Origin of the sequence: Fervidobacterium gondwanense DSM 13020, assembly GCF_900143265.1 — a bacterium.
GTDB classification, from domain to species: Bacteria; Thermotogota; Thermotogae; order Thermotogales; family Fervidobacteriaceae; genus Fervidobacterium; species Fervidobacterium gondwanense.
The window spans coordinates 134,078-152,491 of the sequence record NZ_FRDJ01000004.1 but is presented as its reverse complement, the minus strand read 5'-3'; the positions used below and the strand labels follow the sequence as shown (position 1 = coordinate 152,491).

Here is an 18,414-nt window from a genome sequence, read left to right as displayed (position 1 = left end):
GGGAGTGTAGCTTATCAAGTTAATAAATCTCTTAGCCTTGGTAATCGTATGGGGTAGTTATTATATAACCAACAAGTTTGCATTAACAACGTATAGTGTTGTTTTTACAGGGATTTTTATAAGAACTTTTGTGCTTTTTTTAATGCTTTTTGTGGGTTTCTTATCAAAGAAGAGCTATGAATTATTAAGACTTAAAAATATATTTCCCAGGTTAGTTTTGATAGGATTACTTGGATTTGCGCTCGACATAACAGCTTTTCTTGGTTTCAAATACTCATCGGCTTCGAAAGGTGCAGTGTTATTGCGAACAGACGTTCTTTTCTCGACGGTCATATCAGCATTTCTTGGACAGATGCCAGGGGTTATGGATATCTTGTCGATGGTTCTCATGCTCTTTGGCGTTGCCCTCGTTTCAGGCAGTGGTAGTATATTTAAGCTTGCTTACGGGGATGTCTTTTTCCTTCTCAGCGCGTTTTTTATAAGTCTCAATGCGTTTGTTATTAGAAGTGTCCAAGAAGATAAGAAAAACCCCGCATCAGATTTTGTGATAGCTTTTTATAATAACTTTTTCACGTTGGTTTTCTTCTCTATCTTCTCACTTAATAATCTGGTTAATGAGGTCGCACTGGGATTAAGTAATTTTGGATTGAAGGCATCTACAACAGGGTTGGTCATGGCAAGTATTCTTCAGTATCTGATTTATGTAGTTTATTACCGGAACTTGCGAATTTTTCCTGTTTGGCTTGTGAGAACTTCACTTTTATTTATGCCAGTTTATGTCTTAATTGTGATGTCACTCTTCGGTGAGGCAGTCAACACAAAGCAGATAATAGGTGTGGTTATTGTGCTCTTTGGTGCTTTTATACTCACCATGAGCAATTATTTTAGAAAATCAAAACGTGGTTAGAAGGTGGTGCTTATGATAAAAGGGCATGAGAATTTCGAGCTTTACAATCCTGTAAGGGTTGTCTACAAAAAGGGCGGTTTAGAGAATTCACGCGAGATTTCGGGTTTTTCAAACGTTTTGGTTATATGTGATCCATACGTTAGCCAAAGCGAGTATTTTAAAAGGGCGATGAGCAAGTACGATTCTTTCTTTGTATTTGACAAGATACTTCCAAACCCACCATGCGAGATGGTCGACGATATTATCAGCATCACTTGCGATTACACAAGTGGAAAATTCAATTTCGATGGTGTGATTGGAATAGGCGGTGGAAGTACGCTCGACACAGCCAAAGCTGTCAGCTCATTGATTGTCAGTCGTGGGAAGTTAAGCGAATATCTTGAAGGTAAAAAGAAACTTGAGAATAGATTACCGCTGATGCTTGTTCCAACAACCTCAGGCACGGGAAGTGAGGTAACCAACGTTGGTGTATATACTGTAAATGGCATAAAAAAGCCGATGACGAGCAAGACTTTCTGGGCTGATATAGCACTCGTTGATCCGGTTCTCACGTACTCGATGCCTCATAGAGTGGCTGGTACAACAGGCTTAGACGCGTTAACTCATGCCATAGAAAGCTACTGGGCTACAAGCACGCAACCGTACACGGAAGGACTTGCGTTAAGAGCTATGAAGATGATTTTTGAAAATTTTAAACCTTCATTGAATGGTGAAGAGTGGGCAAGGGACGAGATGGCTATCGCCGCAACGATAGCGGGTATAGCGTTCAGCCAAACACGTACAACTGCAGCACATGCGATAAGCTTTCCAATAACGAGTTTCTATAACGTAGAGCACGGGCTTGCCTGCGCATTGACTCTTCCAAGCTTGATAATGTGGACATATAAGCATGTTAAAGAAAAAATGGACGAGCTTATTCAATATTTATCCTTGAAGAATATCGATGAACTTGCAAAGAAGGTTGAAGAACTCATAGAGTTTGCAGGATTTTCTACAAGACTCCGCGATTATGGTGTTAAAGAGGAAGAGCTTGAAAATATAGCTAAGGTTTCTATGGAGGCTCGTATTATAGATTTAACCCCAGGTCAACCGAGATACGAAGACGTGTTGGAGATACTTAATCAAATATACTGATAATTGATAACTTTGATAACATTAGAAGGAGGGATTTATTTTGAATACTTTGCCAGCTCTCACCCAAGAGGAGATAAAGTTTTTGAGGAAGAAAGCCACTCAAATTAGGATTATTACATTAGAGATGATAGGACACCTCGGTGTTGGACATGTCGGTGGTTCGCTTTCTATAGCAGAAGTCCTTTCGGTACTTTACTACAAGGTGATGAGAATAGACCCGAACAATCCAAAGTGGGAAGGTAGAGATAGATTTGTTTTGTCGAAAGGTCATGCAGGTCCTGCTTTGTATTCCGTTTTGGCTGACCTTGGATATTTTCCATACGAATGGATTTACACTTTGAACAAACCAAACACGAATCTTCCGAGCCACTGTGACAGGTTGAAAACACCAGGGGTAGATATGACCGCCGGTTCTCTTGGTCAAGGTTTGTCAGCAGCTGTTGGTATGGCACTTGCAGCGAAAATAAAGAAATCTGATGTCAAAGTTTACGCACTTATAGGTGATGGCGAATCGCAAGAGGGCCAGATATGGGAGGCTGCGATGTTTGCAGCACATAACAAACTAAATAATTTAATTGCCTTCACAGACTACAATAAGATGCAGATAGACGGATACATTCACGAGGTAAATAACCTTGAACCCCTTTCCGACAAATGGAGCTCTTTCAATTGGCACACGATAGAGGTTGATGGGCATAACGTCGAGGAGATTTACAACGCAATCCGCGAAGGACTATCACAAGAAGAAAAGCCTACGATGATTATTCTCCACACAGTGAAAGGTAAAGGTGCGTTCTTCTCAGAAGGAAAAGTAACGTCACACAATATGCCGATAAAACCAGAGGAGCTAAAGATAGCACTTACAACATTGAGAAGTGAGATCGAAGGAGATGATGCAAGATGACAGATAAATTACCACTGCCAACACAAACTGACAAGGAACTTAGAGAAACATACGGTGAACTCTTATTGCAACTTGCAGAAGAAGACGAACGAATAGTTGTCTTAAATGCTGATTTAGCACGATCAGACAGCACTCTAAAGTTCAAAGAAAGATTTCCAGAAAGATTTATCGACGTAGGCGTTGCCGAGGCTAACATGATGGGAATTTCGGCAGGACTTGCCAACATGGGATTAATACCAATAGCGCACAGCTTTACCCCGTTTGCTACAAGACGCGCGTTTGACCAGATAACTATTTCTATAGCCTACGCAGGTTTACCAGTAAAGATAATGGGAACAGATCCGGGAGTCACCGCAGAACTGAACGGTGGGACTCACATGAGCTTTGAAGATGCTGGGATAATGAGGAATCTTGCAAATATGGTAATTGTTGAACCCGCTGATGCTTACCAGTTTTCTTCGCTTTTTAGAGATATTATTTATCATGAAAAACCTGTATACACGCGAATGTACAGAAGGAGAAAAGATAAATTCTTCAACGGTGATGAAAAATTCGAGATTGGAAAGATTTTTACAATGAAAGATGGAAAAGACATAACAATAATCGCTTCCGGGCTCATGGTTGGACAAGCGATTATCGCAGCAAATATGCTCGAGGAAGAAGGGATAAGCGTTAGACTTTTGAATATGTACACGCTTAAACCGGTCGATGAAGAGACAATAATCAAAGCAGCGAGAGAGACCGGAAGAATCGTTGTGGCGGAGAACCACAGCATATTGAACGGTTGGGGTAGCGCTGTCTGCGAAGTGGTATCAGAAAACTATCCCGTTCCAGTTGCAAGAATAGGAGTGAGAGATCATTTCGGCGAAGTTGGACTGACAGATTTCTTGCTCCAGAAGTACAAAATGACAGCAAAAGATATATACGATGCATCTAAGAACCTGCTGAGAACGAAATAGATTATGGAGAGCATTAATGAGGTGATAAGAATGTTCGAGATTAAAGATAAATCGTTGAGAATTAAACTTGGAGGTTTTGAGTTAATCCATGCCGAGGATTTTCCAATTCTTGCCGTTGGGTACGGTGAAAACAGCTACGAGATGTCGCACGGTAACTTTAACATATCGAAGTATTACAAAGAGAAAATCCCTCTGAAGAAATTCAGAGTTCTCACTTCTAGTAACGAAACGTGTGAGATATTATTTCTCTCCGACAATGGCGAACAGGTGAAGTGTGAATTCACCATTGAAAGCAATTCTTTAAAAATCAGAATTCTTGAACACTCACACGGGCTCAACAGATTCTGGCTTTACATACCAACATCTGAAAACGAGGAGATTTACGGTTGTGGCGAGCAATTTTCGTATTTGAATCTGCGCGGAAAGAGGGTGCCTTTGTGGGTTTCTGAGCAGGGAGTTGGACGAAACAAGAGAGATATAATAACGCACTTTGCGAATTTTAAAGACGATGCGGGTGGTGATTGGTACACGACATACTTCCCACAACCAACGTTTGTTTCTAATAGATCGTATTACGCAATTTTTGAAACCTACGCTTACAGCAAATTTGATTTCTCTCACAAGAACTTCCATGAAATAGAAATACATGAAATCCCGAAAAGCATTGAATTTGGCACTGCAGATAACCTATATGAGACTGTTTTAAATTTGACGAAAAGAATAGGACTGCCAAATCCTCTGCCTGACTGGGTGTACGATGGCGTGATTTTAGGACTCCAAGGCGGTAGGGACATTGTGATGCAGAAGATAAAAAATGCCTTGGATAAAGGTCTGAAAATATCTGGTTTGTGGATTCAGGACTGGGAAGGGAAGAGAGTCACAACTTTTGGAAAGCAACTGATGTGGAATTGGGTGTACGATGCAAACATGTACCCGAATCTTCCAGAGATGATTTCAGAGCTCAGGAACATGGGTATTAGGACGCTTGGATACATAAACACGTTCTTAGCTCTCGAGGGTTCGCTTTACAAAGAGGCGTCTGAAAAAGGATATCTCGTAAGGAAACCAAACGGTGAAGAGTACCACGTTGTTGTCACGACATTCCCAGCAGCTTTGGTTGATTTTACAAATCCGGAAGCGAGGGAATGGATAAAGAATGTGATAAAGACGAACATGATAGGTATAGGACTCTCTGGCTGGATGGCGGATTTCGGTGAGTACTTGCCAACGGATGCGGTGCTTTACGATGGTACACCCGCTGAGCTTTATCACAATAGATTCCCGGTCGACTGGGCGAAGATAAATGCTGAAGCTGTGGCAGAGGCAGGCAAAAGTGGTGAAGTTGTCTTTTTCATGAGGGCAGGTAACCTTTACAGTTCAAAATATTCCACTCTCTTCTGGCATGGTGACCAGATGGTAAACTGGTCAAAAGATGACGGGTTACCGTCTGTAATCGTTGCTGCTCTTTCGATGACAATGTCTGGAATAGGCTTGACGCATTCAGATATCGGAGGGTACACGACACTCGCCAAAAATATCCCGGACGTCGTGGTGACAAAGAGGACAAAAGAATTGTTCATGAGATGGGTGGAACAAGCTACATTTACACCGGTTATGAGAACGCATGAAGGAAACTGGCCTGATGAGAACTGGCAATTCGATTCCGACGAAGAGACGTTGCTACATTTCGCAAAGATGAGTAGAATACATGCCTTATTAAAGCCGTACATAAAAAATCTTGTGGGAAGATACTCTACGACCGGCAACCCGATAATCATGCCACTTAATCTCAAATACAAAGTTGAAGACACCGAAGGAATGAAGTACGAATATCTCTTCGGCGAAGACTTGTTAGTAGCGCCAGTTATTGAAAGTGGTCAAAGTACGAAAAAAGTATTCTTACCTGAAGATGAATGGGTGAACCTCTGGAGTGACAAAAAATACAGCGGCGGTTGGTATGAAATAGATGCTCCAATTGGCTATCCACCCGTGTTTTACAGGCAAAATTCTGAATGGGGTGCTTTGTTTGAGAAAGTTGGTGGTGCGCAATGAAAAAGAAGTTGAAAGTGGGGCTTGTCGGAGTTATTCAATTGAACTACCGTGGAAATAAGCAGGAAGTTTATCAAAGAAGTGTAGAAGGATTGAAAAAGCTTTCTCAGGAAATGGGGTTTGAATTCTACTGGCGTAAAGATTTTGTGGTTACAAAAAAAGATGCTCTTGAAGCACTCAACGAAATGGAACGAGAAAACGTCGATCTTCTCCTTGTTCAATCGACGTCGTTTTCTTCAGGATATCTGATTCAAATCCTCGGGCAGACAAAAGCTTACCTCGGACTGTGGGCTGTGCCTGAGATAACAAACTCAGGACCACTCCCGCTAAATTCGTTCTGTAATATGAATCTCAACATGAGCATACTCGATAGGTACATGCCGTATTTAGAAAAGGATGCGAAATGGTTTTACGGATTTCCTGAAGACGAATTGTTTAGAAGAAGGTTTGAGGTTACAATAAGGGCTTTAAGGAGCATTAAGAACATACAAGGTTCTAACTACGCGTTGGTCGGCGGACGCGCACCTGGTTTTGATAACTTATTCTATGATCCCCGAGAGTTTATGAAGAAATTCCGCGTTTCGGTCGATGAGATAGAATTTGGAGATTTAAAGAAGATGTTCTTAGAACAAAATGAGATTAAAGTCAAAGCAGTGGAGAATGAAATAAGAGAAAAATACAATATAGCGGACGATTTTACGAAAGGTTTCCTTGAAAAGATGGCTCGGCTTGTGAGCGCAGTCAGAGAACTCTCCGAGAAGGGGAATTACGATGGACTTGCGATAAGCTGCTGGCCCAGGTTCAGATCTGAGCTCGGCATGGTGCCATGCGGTGCGTATGCATTCCTCTCTGATGAGGGCAACACAACAGTTTGCGAAGGCGATATAATCAGTCTTTTGAGCATGAAAATGTTGGAATACGTAGCAGATTATCCTGCGATATTGATGGATTTATCAAGTTTTGATACGAATGATAACAGCATATTCTTGTGGCACTGCGGTATTGGGAGCAGGTATTATTCAAAAAACGTTCCTGTGTTGGAAAGACACTTCAATCCTGGACCGTACACCGAAGACAGAGGCTGGTTGACGATGGCACCCGTTTCGAGCATGCAATTTGCACAGATGCCAGCAACTATAGCGAGGATTGGGAACAACCTATCAGAATACTTTGTTCTCTCTGGTGAATTCTTGTCAAACGAAAACAAGCCTGATTACGACGGCAGCAGAGGTTGGTTCGGTAAACTGAGATATTTCGGCGAGGAAATAAATATCCTCGACTTAGTTAATACGCTTCTCGTTAGGAAGTTGGAACACCACTTCCCCGTGGTCAAAGGAACATGGGATAACGAAGTCATAGAGGTCATGAACTGGTTGAGTATCGATCCTGTACAGAAAGTTCCTTACAAAGACTATTATCAGAACTACAAAAAAATCTGATGCTGGAGGTGCAGTTATGTCTGAAAAAAGGCTTGTGATTGGCTCAGATAAATCTGGATTCACACTCAAAGAAGCGGTTAAAAAGCATTTAGAAGAGAAAGGATATTACGTAGAAGATGTGGGCACACTCGATTTAGAAAACTGGTTTCCTTACTACGTTGTCGCTCCAAGAGTTGCTAAGAAGATACAGTCAGGCGAATTTGAAAGAGGGATACTTATCTGCGGGACAGGTGCAGGAATGTCTATAGTTGCTAACAAATTCAAAGGCATATACGCAGTAGCGGTAGAAGGGAGTTACACAGGCAAGATGGCAAAAGTTGTGAATAACGCAAATGTCTTGACAATGGGTGGATGGGTTATTGCACCAGAGCAAGCTTGTGATATAGTTGATAAATGGCTTGAATCGTCTTTTACCGAAGGATTCCCGGAATGGAGACGGGAGTTCCTCAATAACGCATACAAAGAAGTTCAAAAGATTGAGGAGGAGAATTTTAAATAATGGTCAAGAAGAAGGACTTCGTCACAATTAAGGACGTTGCCAAGATTTCAGGCTATTCAATTAATACTGTCTCTCGAGCTCTTGGTAATCGAGGGTATGTCAAGCGAGAGACGAAAGAAAAGATTCTGAAAGTCGCATCAGAACTTGGGTATATGCGAAATTGTGCTGCAAGTGCTTTGAGGACGAAAAGGTCGCACATCGTTGGTGTTGTTGTTGTCGACAACACCAATCCTTTTTATGCGGAAGTGATAAAAGGTGTTGAACTTGAAGCAAAGAAATATGGCTATACAATAATACTCATCAATACGGATAGAAGTTATGAAAACGAAGAAAAAGCAATAGAAATACTCCTGCAGAGAAGGGTTGAAGGGTTAATAATAACGGCAGTTCAGACAAAAAATGATGATCTGAAAAGACTTGTTGATGAGAAAATTCCAAATGTTATCATCGGTAGTAAATTTGACGAACTGGTGACAAACTACGTGTGCAGTGATGATGAAAAGGGAGGGTATCTGGCCGCAAAACATTTGCTTGAAAATAACCACAAAAAGTTACTACTTGTGAACGCCGAGAAGTATAAGTACGCATCCAAAATGAGAGAACTTGGGGTAAGAAAGGCTATTTCTGAAATAAATGTTAGCGCAAAGCTTGAAGTAATATATTCGAAAGATGGTTTCGACAACGGATATGATACTTTCGTTAAGTTTATCGAGAAGAATAAAACGAAGTTTGAATATGATGGTATAATTTGCTACAATGATGTCTATGCCTTTGCTGTTATGAAAGCATTGAAAGAAAGAGGTATCAGAATTCCAGACGATGTGTCAATAGTCGGATTTGATGACATATATTTTTCCTCGATAGTAGAGCCATCTTTAACTACAGTGAGAACGGACAAACCGAAACTGGGTGCGGAGGCTTTTAGGATATTGATGAATAACATTGAAAGTGGCTCTGTGACTGAATTAACGTTGCCAGTTGAATTAGTAGTGAGAAATTCAACTATCAAGAGATAAAAAACTGTCTGAGTGTGATAAAATATTTATATGAGAAAAAATTCAGGGAGGAATGAAGATGGGAGTAAACGAAAAAATCAACGAACTTGTTGATAAGTACTTTGATGACATTTTGAAAGCTCTTGAAAGGGTTATTGCTATTCCGTCTGTGATGGGGGAGCCAAAAGAAGGCATGCCATTTGGCGAAGGACCTGCAAAGGCACTGAACGAAACGTTGAATATAGCGAAAGAGCTCGGTTTTGAAGCAGTAAATGTTGATAATTACGCAGGGCACGTCGAATATGGTCAAGGTGGAAAACTTTACGCAGTGCTTGGGCATCTGGACGTTGTTCCGGAAGGTGACAGAAGTAGATGGACTGATGATCCATTTAAAATGGTTATTAGAGAAGGAAAGATGTACGGAAGAGGCGTTTCGGATGACAAAGGACCAAGCATTGGAGCACTGTTTGCACTTAAGATCGCTTCTGAGTTGGTTGAAAAACCGAAAAATAGGGTAAGGATTATCCTTGGAACAAATGAAGAGAACGGTTCACAATGTTTGAAGTATTATTTTACAAAAGAGCCATATCCTGATGCAGCGGTAACTCCTGATGGCGATTTTCCACTTGTTTTCGCTGAGAAAGGTATAGTGACTTATTCTATAAAAAGACAAATTTCCGGAGAATACAGCACGAAAGTTTTGGAGCTCAAAGCTGGCACTGCAGCAAACGTTGTCCCAGAAGAATGTATTGCAGTTTTAGAAACTGACAAAGTTAAGGAAATACAATATCTCGTTTCAAATTACAAAGGTATGTGCAAATACGAATGTACAGTTGACGGAAACAAGATAACAATAAAGTCCTTTGGAAAATCTGCTCACGGTGCACATCCAGAAGCTGGCATCAACGCAGCAGCTGGTATGTTGGAAATCCTTTCAAGAATAGACTTTGGACCGAACAGTGAAGTATTCCAAACACTTTACGAGCGCCTTGGTAAAGACTACTATGGCATAGGCCTTGGTATTTCTGGTCAGGACGATGTGAGCAGGAAGTTAACTTGCAACCTTGGGATTTTAAAACTTGAAAATGGTATAGTGGAAGCTGTTATAAACATTCGCCATCCGATATTCTACAACGTTGACATGCTAACACTTCAAATTAAAGAAGCAATGAAAGGATTTGAAGTGGAAAGAAAAAGTTACAGTAAGCCGTTGTACGTATCAAAAGACAGTGATCTTGTACAGCAACTGCTGAGGATTTATAGGGAAGAGACAGGAGATACCACGGAACCATTAGCGATAGGCGGAGGAACGTATGCAAGGAGTGTACCGTACGGAGTAGCTTACGGCGCCGTGTTTCCAGGAGAGGACACACATATGCACCAACCAGATGAATCCTGGTCGTTAGAATCGTTCAAAAAGTACATCAAAATCTACACGAAACTTATATACGAATGGCTAATTAACGAATAAGTAATTTGACTTATATATAATAAGCGCCTCTTTTATGAGGCGCTTATTTTTATTTTTTCTCTTCCAATTCAATTTTCTTCAGCAGTTCCATCTGCTTTTTGAATTCCCTTATGCCCATGTTCTGCAATATGAATCTTGCGACAATGAATCCAAAGGGCAACCAAGTGACGTGGCCACTCGGGATTATATACCTTCTTGGTCTACCAAGTGCTTCCCACAACAACTTTCTACTTCTCAACGGAAGTGCTTTATCGAATAACGCTTCAACGAATACTATTTTGCTCTTATCCACAAACTGAGCGTAAGCGATAGGGTCAAGTTTGAGATATGGATGTATGTCACTATTCTGCATTTCTTCAACACTTCTAAATTTTTCCAGCTCTGCGAGTTGTTGGGCAAATATTTCCTTAAACTTTTTCTGATCATCGATAAAATGTTTTATCTTACCCCCTGCTTTAAGCTTCTCGACACTTCTTCTAAAATACGCCAAGGTTGGTGAATGCCACATTAATGTTGCCATTTCTCCACCAACGGTCATAAGTATGGTTCGTTTAAAATCGTTCCTAAATGCGTTGATCATGACGGAAACCATCCCACCGAGACAGAAGCCGAAAAGGTGTGAATTGTCTATCCAAAGTCCTTGGTCTTTAACGTGATCAACTATGGTAAGCACATCTACAACAGACTGTTCCCAGAATTTTGTTGCTTTCTCTACATCCGTATCAAAGAAATCCTTTCCGCTAACTGAACCGTGAGCTACACGCGTAAAATTACCCGGTAAAATTGGCATGACCACACGCACGTTGGCATTTGCTAAGTGGGTTGCCATCCATAGCAAAAACGGTATATTACTTGTACCGAGGCCATGGAGTATGAACAAAATGCCGACTGGTTCTTCCTTCGGGTCGAATAGGTAATACTCGACGATTTCTGTTCCCTTTTCAGGATTTGGATAAAGCGTGTGAAAACGGGTAAATATACCTCTAAACCTTTTTGATTTCATTATATATCCTTGAGTATAATCTTTAATCTTACCGGTATATTCAAAGCTTACCATACTTGTCCCTCCAAGAAAACGCTTGTCTTTTCAATTATATCAATAGTTCTCTTGTCTCTCAACACGAATTCGAATCCGTGCTCGCCGGAAGGGTGTAAGAGAAGCTTTGATGTTATTCCATTTTCTCTAAGCTTTTTGAACATCTTTACCGAAGAGTGAAAAGATACCACGGAATCCTTCAGTCCGTGAACGAGTAAAGTACTTGGAAACTTTTCATTCACGCTATTTAAAGGAGAATACTTTTCATATATATATCTATCCTTATTTGGTAACCTCTTTAAAGTTGTAGCAGCCGCTATACGTGCAAAAATGGAAGGTGATTTCCAGATATCCAGCAAATCGCATGGTGCATAGTATGCAACAACTCTATCCACATCCTCGGGAAACCTACTTGCTGTTAGGAGAGCTAAATGACCTCCCGCCGACAACCCCATCAAAGAAATCTTTCGGTCAACTCCCTGCTTTTTCATGATACCTTTTACGAATTGCAATGCGATCTCCAACTCATCGACCAACTGCTCTATACCTGCTTTGTAGCCTCTTTCATAATCGATTGTTGCAACGATAAAACCTTCACTTACCAGGTATCTGTACCATGAAGTGTTGTTTGGTTGTCTTCGATAACCTGTTATCCAACCGCCACCGTGTGCAAAGAGAACTATACCTTTTGCCGATCTTAAGACGTCTTCCTTCACATCTTGCGTCATTTCAGGAACGTTCTTGCGAAAATACTCTACGGGATAATATATGTCAAGTTTGAGTTTTGGCAAGTACTCATAGCTTTCGTAAAATCTCAATACACCACTTTTTCTAAGAACCTTCGTATCTGTTGGGAGACGACCGAATACCGACTTTCTGAGGAGTGGTATATTTAGGATAAAGAGTATCAACAAAAGTAGCAAAAAATTGCTAAGACCAATAACTAGTGAAATAACGTATAAGATTAATTTCAAAACAAGTATTCTCTTGATTGTCTTATCATCATTATAAATAGTGAATTTTCTCACTCAAATCGCCTCTGCACAATAATTCTGGTATTTCAATTATAGCATTCTTTCATTCACAAACGCATAAATAAAAAAGGTGGAGACACTCTTTTCTTCTCCACCCTTTGCCCATATTTGACGAACTACTTTACTACTGCTTTACAGACCCCAAAACACCTTGGACGAAGTATCTTTGCAGCGAGAAGAAGACAATCAGCATCGGTAAAGTGGCTATAACAACAGCCATCATTACAACACCAAAGTCAGGTGTATAACCAGAGGCAAGATTGGAGATTAAGAGTACCATGGTCTTCTTTTGTTCGCTCTGAATAATCACAAGTGGCCAGAGATAAGCGTTCCAGCTTGTCATGAAGGCGTAAATAGCAGCCGCAGCATATGCAGATTTCATTGATGGCAAAACGATAGAAAAGAATATTCTTAATTCATTTGCTCCATCGACTCTTGCAGCCATGACTATTTCCTTTGGATACTGACTAAAGCTCTGTCTGAAGAAGAACGTTAGAAAGACTGAAGGAATGAGAGGAAGTATAACACCCCAGTGTGAATCGATGAGGTTGAAAAAGTACATTAGCCTGAAAAGTGGAACCATCAGCGCAGCCAAAGGTATCATCAAAGTTAATAGCATCAATCCGTACAGTCTATTTCGTGCTTTCGAAACGTACATTTCAAAGCCATAACCTGCCATTGATGAGACTATAACTGAAAAGATAACGACTAAAGCTGATATCTTTGCAGAGTTGAGCAGCACTGTTCCGAGATTATAATTATCCCATAAGTTCTTGAAATTAATTAGGAATTGATTTCCGGGAGTGAGTTTCCCTTTTATAACATCAACAGACTTATTCGTGCTCCCGACGATCATCCAAAAGAATGGAAAAACCGATATGAAAGCTGACAATGTGAGAAATATGTATATGAAGAGGTATCTCAATTTCCTTCTCATTTTCTTTCACCTGCCACTTTAAACTGTATGATAGCAAGAACTGCGGCGATTAAAACTATTACGTAAGATATTGCAGATGCGTAACCAAAGTTTGGAGAGTACTTGAAACATACGTTGTAAATGTAGACTGACGGTGTGAGGAGTGAATTGCCAGGTCCAACACTCGAGCCAGTCACGACACCTGCTGCAAGGTTCATCGGTTCATCGAAAAGTTGTAGAGTTCCTATAGTTGAAGTGATAGTGGTAAAAAGTATTATAGGTCTCAGCAATGGAATTGTGATCTTAAAGAACTGAACAGTTTTTGAAGCTCCGTCTATTTCTGCTGCTTCATAAACTTCAGTTGGAATGTTCTGAAGCCCCGCCAAGTAGAACATCATATTGTAACCAGTCCAACGCCAGGTTAGAGCGATGATTAGAGTTACCTTTGCCCAGAATGGATCCAATAGCCATCTTATCGGTTCCTTTATAATCCCGACCGAAAGCAAAAAGTTGTTTATAAGTCCTTCGTTACTGAACATCATCCTGAACAATATCGTGTATGCAACAAGAGAGGTCACCGCTGGCAAAAACAGAGCGGTTCTGTAAATACCTTTAAACTTCAACCTCGGGTCGTTTAGTAGGGTTGCAAACACCAATGCAAGTAAAAGCATTATAGGCACTTGGATTACTAATATGATCAAGACATTTTTCAAAGCGAGGATAAAGTACGAATCTTGGATTAAACGTATGTAGTTTCCGAATCCAACGAAAGTTTTCAAAAAGCCGCGTGTTGAAAAGGTTGAAAGATACAAAGAATAAACAATCGGATAAAAAATGAAGAGTGCAATCCCGAACAACATCAAACTTATGAAAATCCAGCCCCATCTATTCCAAACTTTTTCAATCCCTGTCTTCTTGGTTCTAAAAGTCATGTCTTCTTTCCTCCCGATACAAGAATAAAAAGCCGGAAAGACATCTCTGTCTTCCCGGCTTGAAACAAAGTTACTTTATACTGTTGAGGAATTGTTGTTCTGCTTTCTTCAACGCCTCGTCGATTGATAGCTTTCCAGAGTACACATCAGGCATTACGCTCATTATTGCAGCATCTGCCTCGTACGTGTAAACACCGTAATCAACGCTTGGAATCTTCTTCATCCATTCTGAGAATTTAACGTATATTGCATCGTTTCCAAAGAATGGATCTTTTGCTTTATATGCTGAACCGCCTTGTGCTGGCAACCAAGTGCCAACTGCTCCCCTATCGATCAGAATCTTCTGGTAGAATTCAGAATCTCTTGCGTAGATCTTCTTTAAGAAGTCAATCGCAACATCTCTATATTTGCTGTTCTGGAGTACGTACCAACTTGAACCACCGAGGTTCGACGCGTTAACGGACTCTTTGATATTCATTCTTGGAACTGGTGCAAGCCCCCATTTTCCGCTCTGGCTCTTTTCAGCTTTTATAGAACCTACGATCCAGACACCCGTCACAACCGTCGCAACATCGCCATTATTAAATGCAGCAACCCATTCGTTCCATCCTGAAACTTCTTTTGCGATACCTGAATCCCTTATTTCCTTATAAAGTTTTACGGCTTCTTTGAGAACAGGGTTATTTGCAATGTATGGTTTTCCTTTGCTATCGAAGTACCATGAACCCGCTGATTGGAGGAGAATTCTCATTAATCCGCCGTCAAATGGATCTGCTCCTATCATGTATTTTCCAGTCTTCGCTTTGACGACCTTTCCTATCTCTATGAATCTATCCCAAGTGATATTTTCAAGGTCTGATGGTTTGAATCCTGCCTGTTCCAAGTAATCTCTTCTGTAGAAGAAACCTGCAACGCCAGAATCGAATGGAACACCGTACACTTTGTTGTTCAATGTCATCAGCTTAACCTTGTATGGTGCAAATTCAGAGTAGTTGAATTGTTTTGTTAAGTCGGCGAATGCACCCGGATATGATTGAAGGTATTTTTGTGCGTTATAGTCTTCGATCAAAACTATTTCTGGTAAACCTGTCTTCACACCAGAAGCCAATATTGTATTCAGCTTCTGTTCAACGTCTGCTTTCGCCATGCTTACGATTTCAAACTCGACATTTGGGTTGATCTTTTTGTATCGTGCAGCGGCTTCGTTCATGATTGCGATGTTGAAGTTCGGGTCCCAAGCCCAGATTGTAATTTTTGCTGTTTCAGCAAGTACAACACCTGCGAGGCTAAGCAAAAGAATCGTAGCTAACAAGAACCACACTTTTCTCATACACTCCACCCCTTTCTTCTTTTCCTGAAAGATTTACTAAGTTTTAGACCCATAAAAATACGAAAAAACGTTTTTCAACCTCCCTTCCTTCTTGAAAACTCCGTGTTTGGTGGCAATTGATTTTTTTGACTTCGCAACGGGCTGGTAGATAGATTATTGGTAACGTTACCGAAACTGTTCGACGCAATTATACCAAAACAGCACTTTATTTTTTCAATTCAAAAGTTCTTTGTCCTATAAATTTATTAGCTTGTAATTGTTCCAAACGTTCAAATACTTTCGTTTTCTCAGCCTTTCTGAATTTTATGAAAGAAAGCTTGCTGAAATAATTTGAAACCTTTATTATGCTATAATTATGTAAGAAAGATGGAGTAAAAAAAGATGAAGGCGAGGGGTTTTTTTGGAAAAGTTGTACGGAGTTGTTATTAATCCCGTTACAGATGTGAGATCTGAACCTAAGTTCAAGAGTGAAAGAGTACACCAGCTCGTTTTCGGTGAGTTTGTTGAAATACTGAAAGAGGAAAATGATTATGTCTATGCAAGTGATATTAGGTTAAACTACAGAGGGTTTATAAACAAGCATACATTATATTTGCTTACTCTTGAAGAATATCGGGAACTATCAAGATTCGAACAGGTGAAGATTTCAGCACCATTTTGCAGAACATCCGGTGTGATTTCTTATATGCTTCCGTTTGGTAGTAGACTGTATCGAGACGGTGATACCTTCTTGTTACCGGATGGGAGAAGTTATTCGCTATTAGATGCACCAACTGTCGAGACTAAAGATGTTGTAGAGATATCTTTACAGTTCTTAGGTATTCCGTATTTATGGGGTGGCACTTCCTCGTACGGTTTCGATTGTTCAGGATTCGTTAATAGACTTTACGATGTGTTAGGAATAGACATCCCAAGAGATGCCAATCAACAGGAAGAATATCTCGAGAGCGCAGAATCCCCAAAAAGTGGTGACCTATTATTTATGAAAGGACACGTGATGCTGTATATGAGTGAAAATAAGGTTATACATGCCAACGGACACCATATGTGCGTTTCGATAACCGACTTAGAAAAGGAAGAGTACGGGAGGTATCTTAAAAGCCAAGTAAGGAAGGTTGGCACGATTAAATCGATGTGATAAAATAGCAAGTAAACGTGTAGAAAATACTTTGGGGGTGGAGTATATGTCTAAATATGAAATGGATTTTGAGAAGTACAAAAAGGCGATAGAGAAAGTTATCCAGAGATTCTCTGATCGAGGTTGGGAAGAAATAAAGGTTGAGGAGATATGGTTTGAGACCTCGTTGCCGATGGATTTGATCCTTCAAGTTATCAACATGGGAGTTGCAATTCCAGCTGATGTGAAATCAATAACTCACGGAGGAAAGACGTTATGGAAAAGAGAAACAGAACAATAGTATTGGCTGTCATTACTATTTTATTTCCTATCTTAAACTTCGCTTTTCAAACCAACATCAATGTTTCTTATAACAGCGGTTCTACGCTTTTCTCTCTTTACAACGCCCAAATCAACACTTCACAGATATTATCGGCTGATATTGAACTGAAACATGAAAATGAAAACTTTGACTTCTTCGCATCGATGATTGCAAGAAACGATAACTTTTTCAATGACCATTTCTCTTCATCATACTATGCAGGGTTCTATTTCGTAGTTGATGAGAGCGGTTTTAGAGTGAGGAACGGGAATGTCACTGTTACTCTTGGAAAAATTCATCTTAGCGATGTTGTCCAATCTCCATATTCGCTATTTATAAGCTCAGTTCACGTTCCAAGAAACACCTTTGACGTTTCATTCGATAGCGAAACTTTTTTGTACACAACTCGCTGGATTCAGCTCTCTAATTTGCAAAGCGGCTCAGATATAAGAGAAAAATTGAGGAGTGCGAATTACAAACTTTACGGAGTAAAATTCGGTAATTTCAGATTTGGATATCAAGATGTGGCAGTTTACGTTGGAAAAGAGTTCGACTTTGAATACTTTGCTAACCCAGTTCCATCTTTCTTTATCCAATACGTAAACGATGCGGGAAGGCCATATTCTGAGGGACTTGGTGATGCAAATTATATCTCAGGATTTTTCTTAGACTATGATACTGAAAATCTCTATTGGTATGCTCAGATCTTAGTTGATGACATAAATGCTAACAGGTTTCTCCATCCCGAATCGTATCAGAATCCAGATAAGATAGCATGGTCGGTGGGCGCAAATTTCAAGAATATCTTTGGTAAATTTGGGTTGTTCCATGCAGGCGCGACAAAATATACTTTCCAGCCTTCGAGCGAATCGGGCAATCCTTTGTACTATGGCTATACGTACTATCCGTGTTTCACTTATACTAAAGACAGTACAACAATGGTATTACCACTCGAGTACTTGTATGCTGGATATATTTATGGAGAAAACAACCTTGCTTTTATGATAACCTACGATAGTTCGGTTGTAGATGGTTTAAGCGCGGATGCGGAGTTTATAATTTTGGGCGAGCGCTCCCCTATCAATCCATGGAACGAGAGCTCTACGTATGTACCTGGTACACATTTGCTTGATGATAATGTCTTAGAATACCGTTTGATTTCGCGTTTGAACTATCTATTTACTGTAGCTGATTGGCTGAAATTTGAATTAAAAGGTGCTCTTGGATATATTTGGAATGCTTCAGTCTTAGTCAACGTCGATTCAGACAATGTTAAAAAGCCAATTCTAAGACCGATGGAAGGAAATAATTTTCCGTATTTTTCACTTTCTCTTGGTTTGATATTCAACAAGAACTTCTAACATAGGAGG

The 18,414-nt window shown here is 40.2% G+C and carries 17 protein-coding genes; 12 read left to right on the top strand and 5 right to left on the bottom strand.

Annotated elements, in window-relative coordinates:
- Positions 1–13 precede the first annotated feature (13 nt).
- From BUA11_RS05105 to pepV, 9 genes are read left to right on the top strand one after another with little or no spacing between them, the layout of a single operon-like run.
- Positions 14–907: a DMT family transporter gene (locus tag BUA11_RS05105; protein WP_072759071.1), complete on the top strand. Its 894-nt coding sequence runs from the start codon at positions 14–16 to the stop codon at positions 905–907.
- Between the two features lie 12 nt (positions 908–919).
- The gene (locus BUA11_RS05100) at positions 920–2,041 is read left to right on the top strand and encodes an iron-containing alcohol dehydrogenase (protein ID WP_072759069.1); all 1,122 of its coding nucleotides are present in this window, start codon (positions 920–922) and stop codon (positions 2,039–2,041) included.
- 40 nt (positions 2,042–2,081) lie between these two features.
- Complete coding sequence (locus BUA11_RS05095) at positions 2,082–2,945, top strand: transketolase (RefSeq protein WP_245789530.1); 864 nt, start codon at positions 2,082–2,084, stop codon at positions 2,943–2,945.
- Positions 2,942–3,904, top strand: coding sequence for a transketolase family protein (locus tag BUA11_RS05090; protein ID WP_072759068.1), 963 nt, complete (start codon positions 2,942–2,944; stop codon positions 3,902–3,904). The genes BUA11_RS05095 and BUA11_RS05090 overlap by 4 nt, the downstream gene beginning before the upstream one ends.
- A 30-nt stretch (positions 3,905–3,934) precedes the next feature.
- Entirely contained in the window at positions 3,935–5,956 is a 2,022-nt protein-coding gene (locus BUA11_RS05085) for an alpha-glucosidase (RefSeq protein ID WP_072759067.1), read from the top strand.
- Entirely contained in the window at positions 5,953–7,392 is a 1,440-nt protein-coding gene (locus BUA11_RS05080; protein ID WP_072759066.1) for a hypothetical protein, read from the top strand. The genes BUA11_RS05085 and BUA11_RS05080 overlap by 4 nt, the downstream gene beginning before the upstream one ends.
- A gap of 16 nt (positions 7,393–7,408) precedes the next feature.
- Positions 7,409–7,891 (top strand): RpiB/LacA/LacB family sugar-phosphate isomerase, encoded by a 483-nt coding sequence (locus tag BUA11_RS05075; protein ID WP_072759065.1) that lies wholly within the window; start codon positions 7,409–7,411, stop codon positions 7,889–7,891.
- A complete protein-coding gene (locus BUA11_RS05070; RefSeq protein WP_072759063.1) occupies positions 7,891–8,907 on the top strand; it encodes a LacI family DNA-binding transcriptional regulator in 1,017 nt (338 codons plus the stop codon). The genes BUA11_RS05075 and BUA11_RS05070 overlap by 1 nt, the downstream gene beginning before the upstream one ends.
- 58 nt (positions 8,908–8,965) lie before the next feature.
- Positions 8,966–10,357, top strand: a complete 1,392-nt coding sequence (pepV, locus tag BUA11_RS05065) for a dipeptidase PepV (protein ID WP_245789529.1) — start codon at positions 8,966–8,968, stop codon at positions 10,355–10,357.
- Positions 10,358–10,406: 49 nt separating this feature from the next.
- Here pepV and BUA11_RS05060 read toward each other — a convergent pair whose 3' ends face one another.
- The 5 genes from BUA11_RS05060 to BUA11_RS05040 form a co-directional block, all read right to left on the bottom strand.
- On the bottom strand, positions 10,407–11,414 hold the full coding sequence (locus tag BUA11_RS05060) for an alpha/beta hydrolase (protein WP_072759060.1): 1,008 nt from the start codon (positions 11,412–11,414) through the stop codon (positions 10,407–10,409).
- Positions 11,408–12,421: an alpha/beta hydrolase family protein gene (locus BUA11_RS05055; RefSeq protein ID WP_143145280.1), complete on the bottom strand. Its 1,014-nt coding sequence runs from the start codon at positions 12,419–12,421 to the stop codon at positions 11,408–11,410. Before BUA11_RS05055 ends, BUA11_RS05060 begins: the two co-directional genes overlap by 7 nt.
- A gap of 130 nt (positions 12,422–12,551) precedes the next feature.
- A complete protein-coding gene (locus tag BUA11_RS05050; protein WP_072759058.1) occupies positions 12,552–13,364 on the bottom strand; it encodes a carbohydrate ABC transporter permease in 813 nt (270 codons plus the stop codon).
- Positions 13,361–14,275 (bottom strand): carbohydrate ABC transporter permease, encoded by a 915-nt coding sequence (locus BUA11_RS05045; protein WP_072759056.1) that lies wholly within the window; start codon positions 14,273–14,275, stop codon positions 13,361–13,363. The genes BUA11_RS05050 and BUA11_RS05045 overlap by 4 nt, the downstream gene beginning before the upstream one ends.
- A gap of 70 nt (positions 14,276–14,345) precedes the next feature.
- On the bottom strand, positions 14,346–15,605 hold the full coding sequence (locus tag BUA11_RS05040) for an ABC transporter substrate-binding protein (RefSeq protein ID WP_072759054.1): 1,260 nt from the start codon (positions 15,603–15,605) through the stop codon (positions 14,346–14,348).
- Between the two features lie 400 nt (positions 15,606–16,005).
- Here BUA11_RS05040 and BUA11_RS05035 point away from each other — a divergent pair, with 400 nt between their 5' ends.
- From BUA11_RS05035 to BUA11_RS05025, 3 genes are read left to right on the top strand one after another with little or no spacing between them, the layout of a single operon-like run.
- Complete coding sequence (locus BUA11_RS05035) at positions 16,006–16,743, top strand: C40 family peptidase (RefSeq protein ID WP_245789528.1); 738 nt, start codon at positions 16,006–16,008, stop codon at positions 16,741–16,743.
- 46 nt (positions 16,744–16,789) lie between these two features.
- Positions 16,790–17,023, top strand: a complete 234-nt coding sequence (locus BUA11_RS05030) for a hypothetical protein (protein ID WP_084634364.1) — start codon at positions 16,790–16,792, stop codon at positions 17,021–17,023.
- Positions 16,999–18,405 (top strand): hypothetical protein, encoded by a 1,407-nt coding sequence (locus BUA11_RS05025; RefSeq protein WP_072759052.1) that lies wholly within the window; start codon positions 16,999–17,001, stop codon positions 18,403–18,405. Before BUA11_RS05030 ends, BUA11_RS05025 begins: the two co-directional genes overlap by 25 nt.
- Positions 18,406–18,414 lie beyond the last annotated feature (9 nt).

Bases quoted from the DNA above. Each gene is read 5' to 3' on its own strand.
- pepV (WP_245789529.1), top strand. From the start codon at position 8,966: ATGGGAGTAAACGAAAAAATCAACGAACTTGTTGATAAGTACTTTGAT.
- BUA11_RS05085 (WP_072759067.1), top strand. From the start codon at position 3,935: ATGTTCGAGATTAAAGATAAATCGTTGAGAATTAAACTTGGAGGTTTT.
- BUA11_RS05050 (WP_072759058.1), bottom strand. From the start codon at position 13,364: ATGAGAAGGAAATTGAGATACCTCTTCATATACATATTTCTCACATTG.
- BUA11_RS05030 (WP_084634364.1), top strand. From the start codon at position 16,790: ATGTCTAAATATGAAATGGATTTTGAGAAGTACAAAAAGGCGATAGAG.
- BUA11_RS05080 (WP_072759066.1), top strand. From the start codon at position 5,953: ATGAAAAAGAAGTTGAAAGTGGGGCTTGTCGGAGTTATTCAATTGAAC.
- BUA11_RS05090 (WP_072759068.1), top strand. From the start codon at position 2,942: ATGACAGATAAATTACCACTGCCAACACAAACTGACAAGGAACTTAGA.
- BUA11_RS05100 (WP_072759069.1), top strand. From the start codon at position 920: ATGATAAAAGGGCATGAGAATTTCGAGCTTTACAATCCTGTAAGGGTT.
- BUA11_RS05040 (WP_072759054.1), bottom strand. From the start codon at position 15,605: ATGAGAAAAGTGTGGTTCTTGTTAGCTACGATTCTTTTGCTTAGCCTC.
- BUA11_RS05070 (WP_072759063.1), top strand. From the start codon at position 7,891: ATGGTCAAGAAGAAGGACTTCGTCACAATTAAGGACGTTGCCAAGATT.
- BUA11_RS05025 (WP_072759052.1), top strand. From the start codon at position 16,999: ATGGAAAAGAGAAACAGAACAATAGTATTGGCTGTCATTACTATTTTA.
- BUA11_RS05060 (WP_072759060.1), bottom strand. From the start codon at position 11,414: ATGGTAAGCTTTGAATATACCGGTAAGATTAAAGATTATACTCAAGGA.
- BUA11_RS05075 (WP_072759065.1), top strand. From the start codon at position 7,409: ATGTCTGAAAAAAGGCTTGTGATTGGCTCAGATAAATCTGGATTCACA.
- BUA11_RS05045 (WP_072759056.1), bottom strand. From the start codon at position 14,275: ATGACTTTTAGAACCAAGAAGACAGGGATTGAAAAAGTTTGGAATAGA.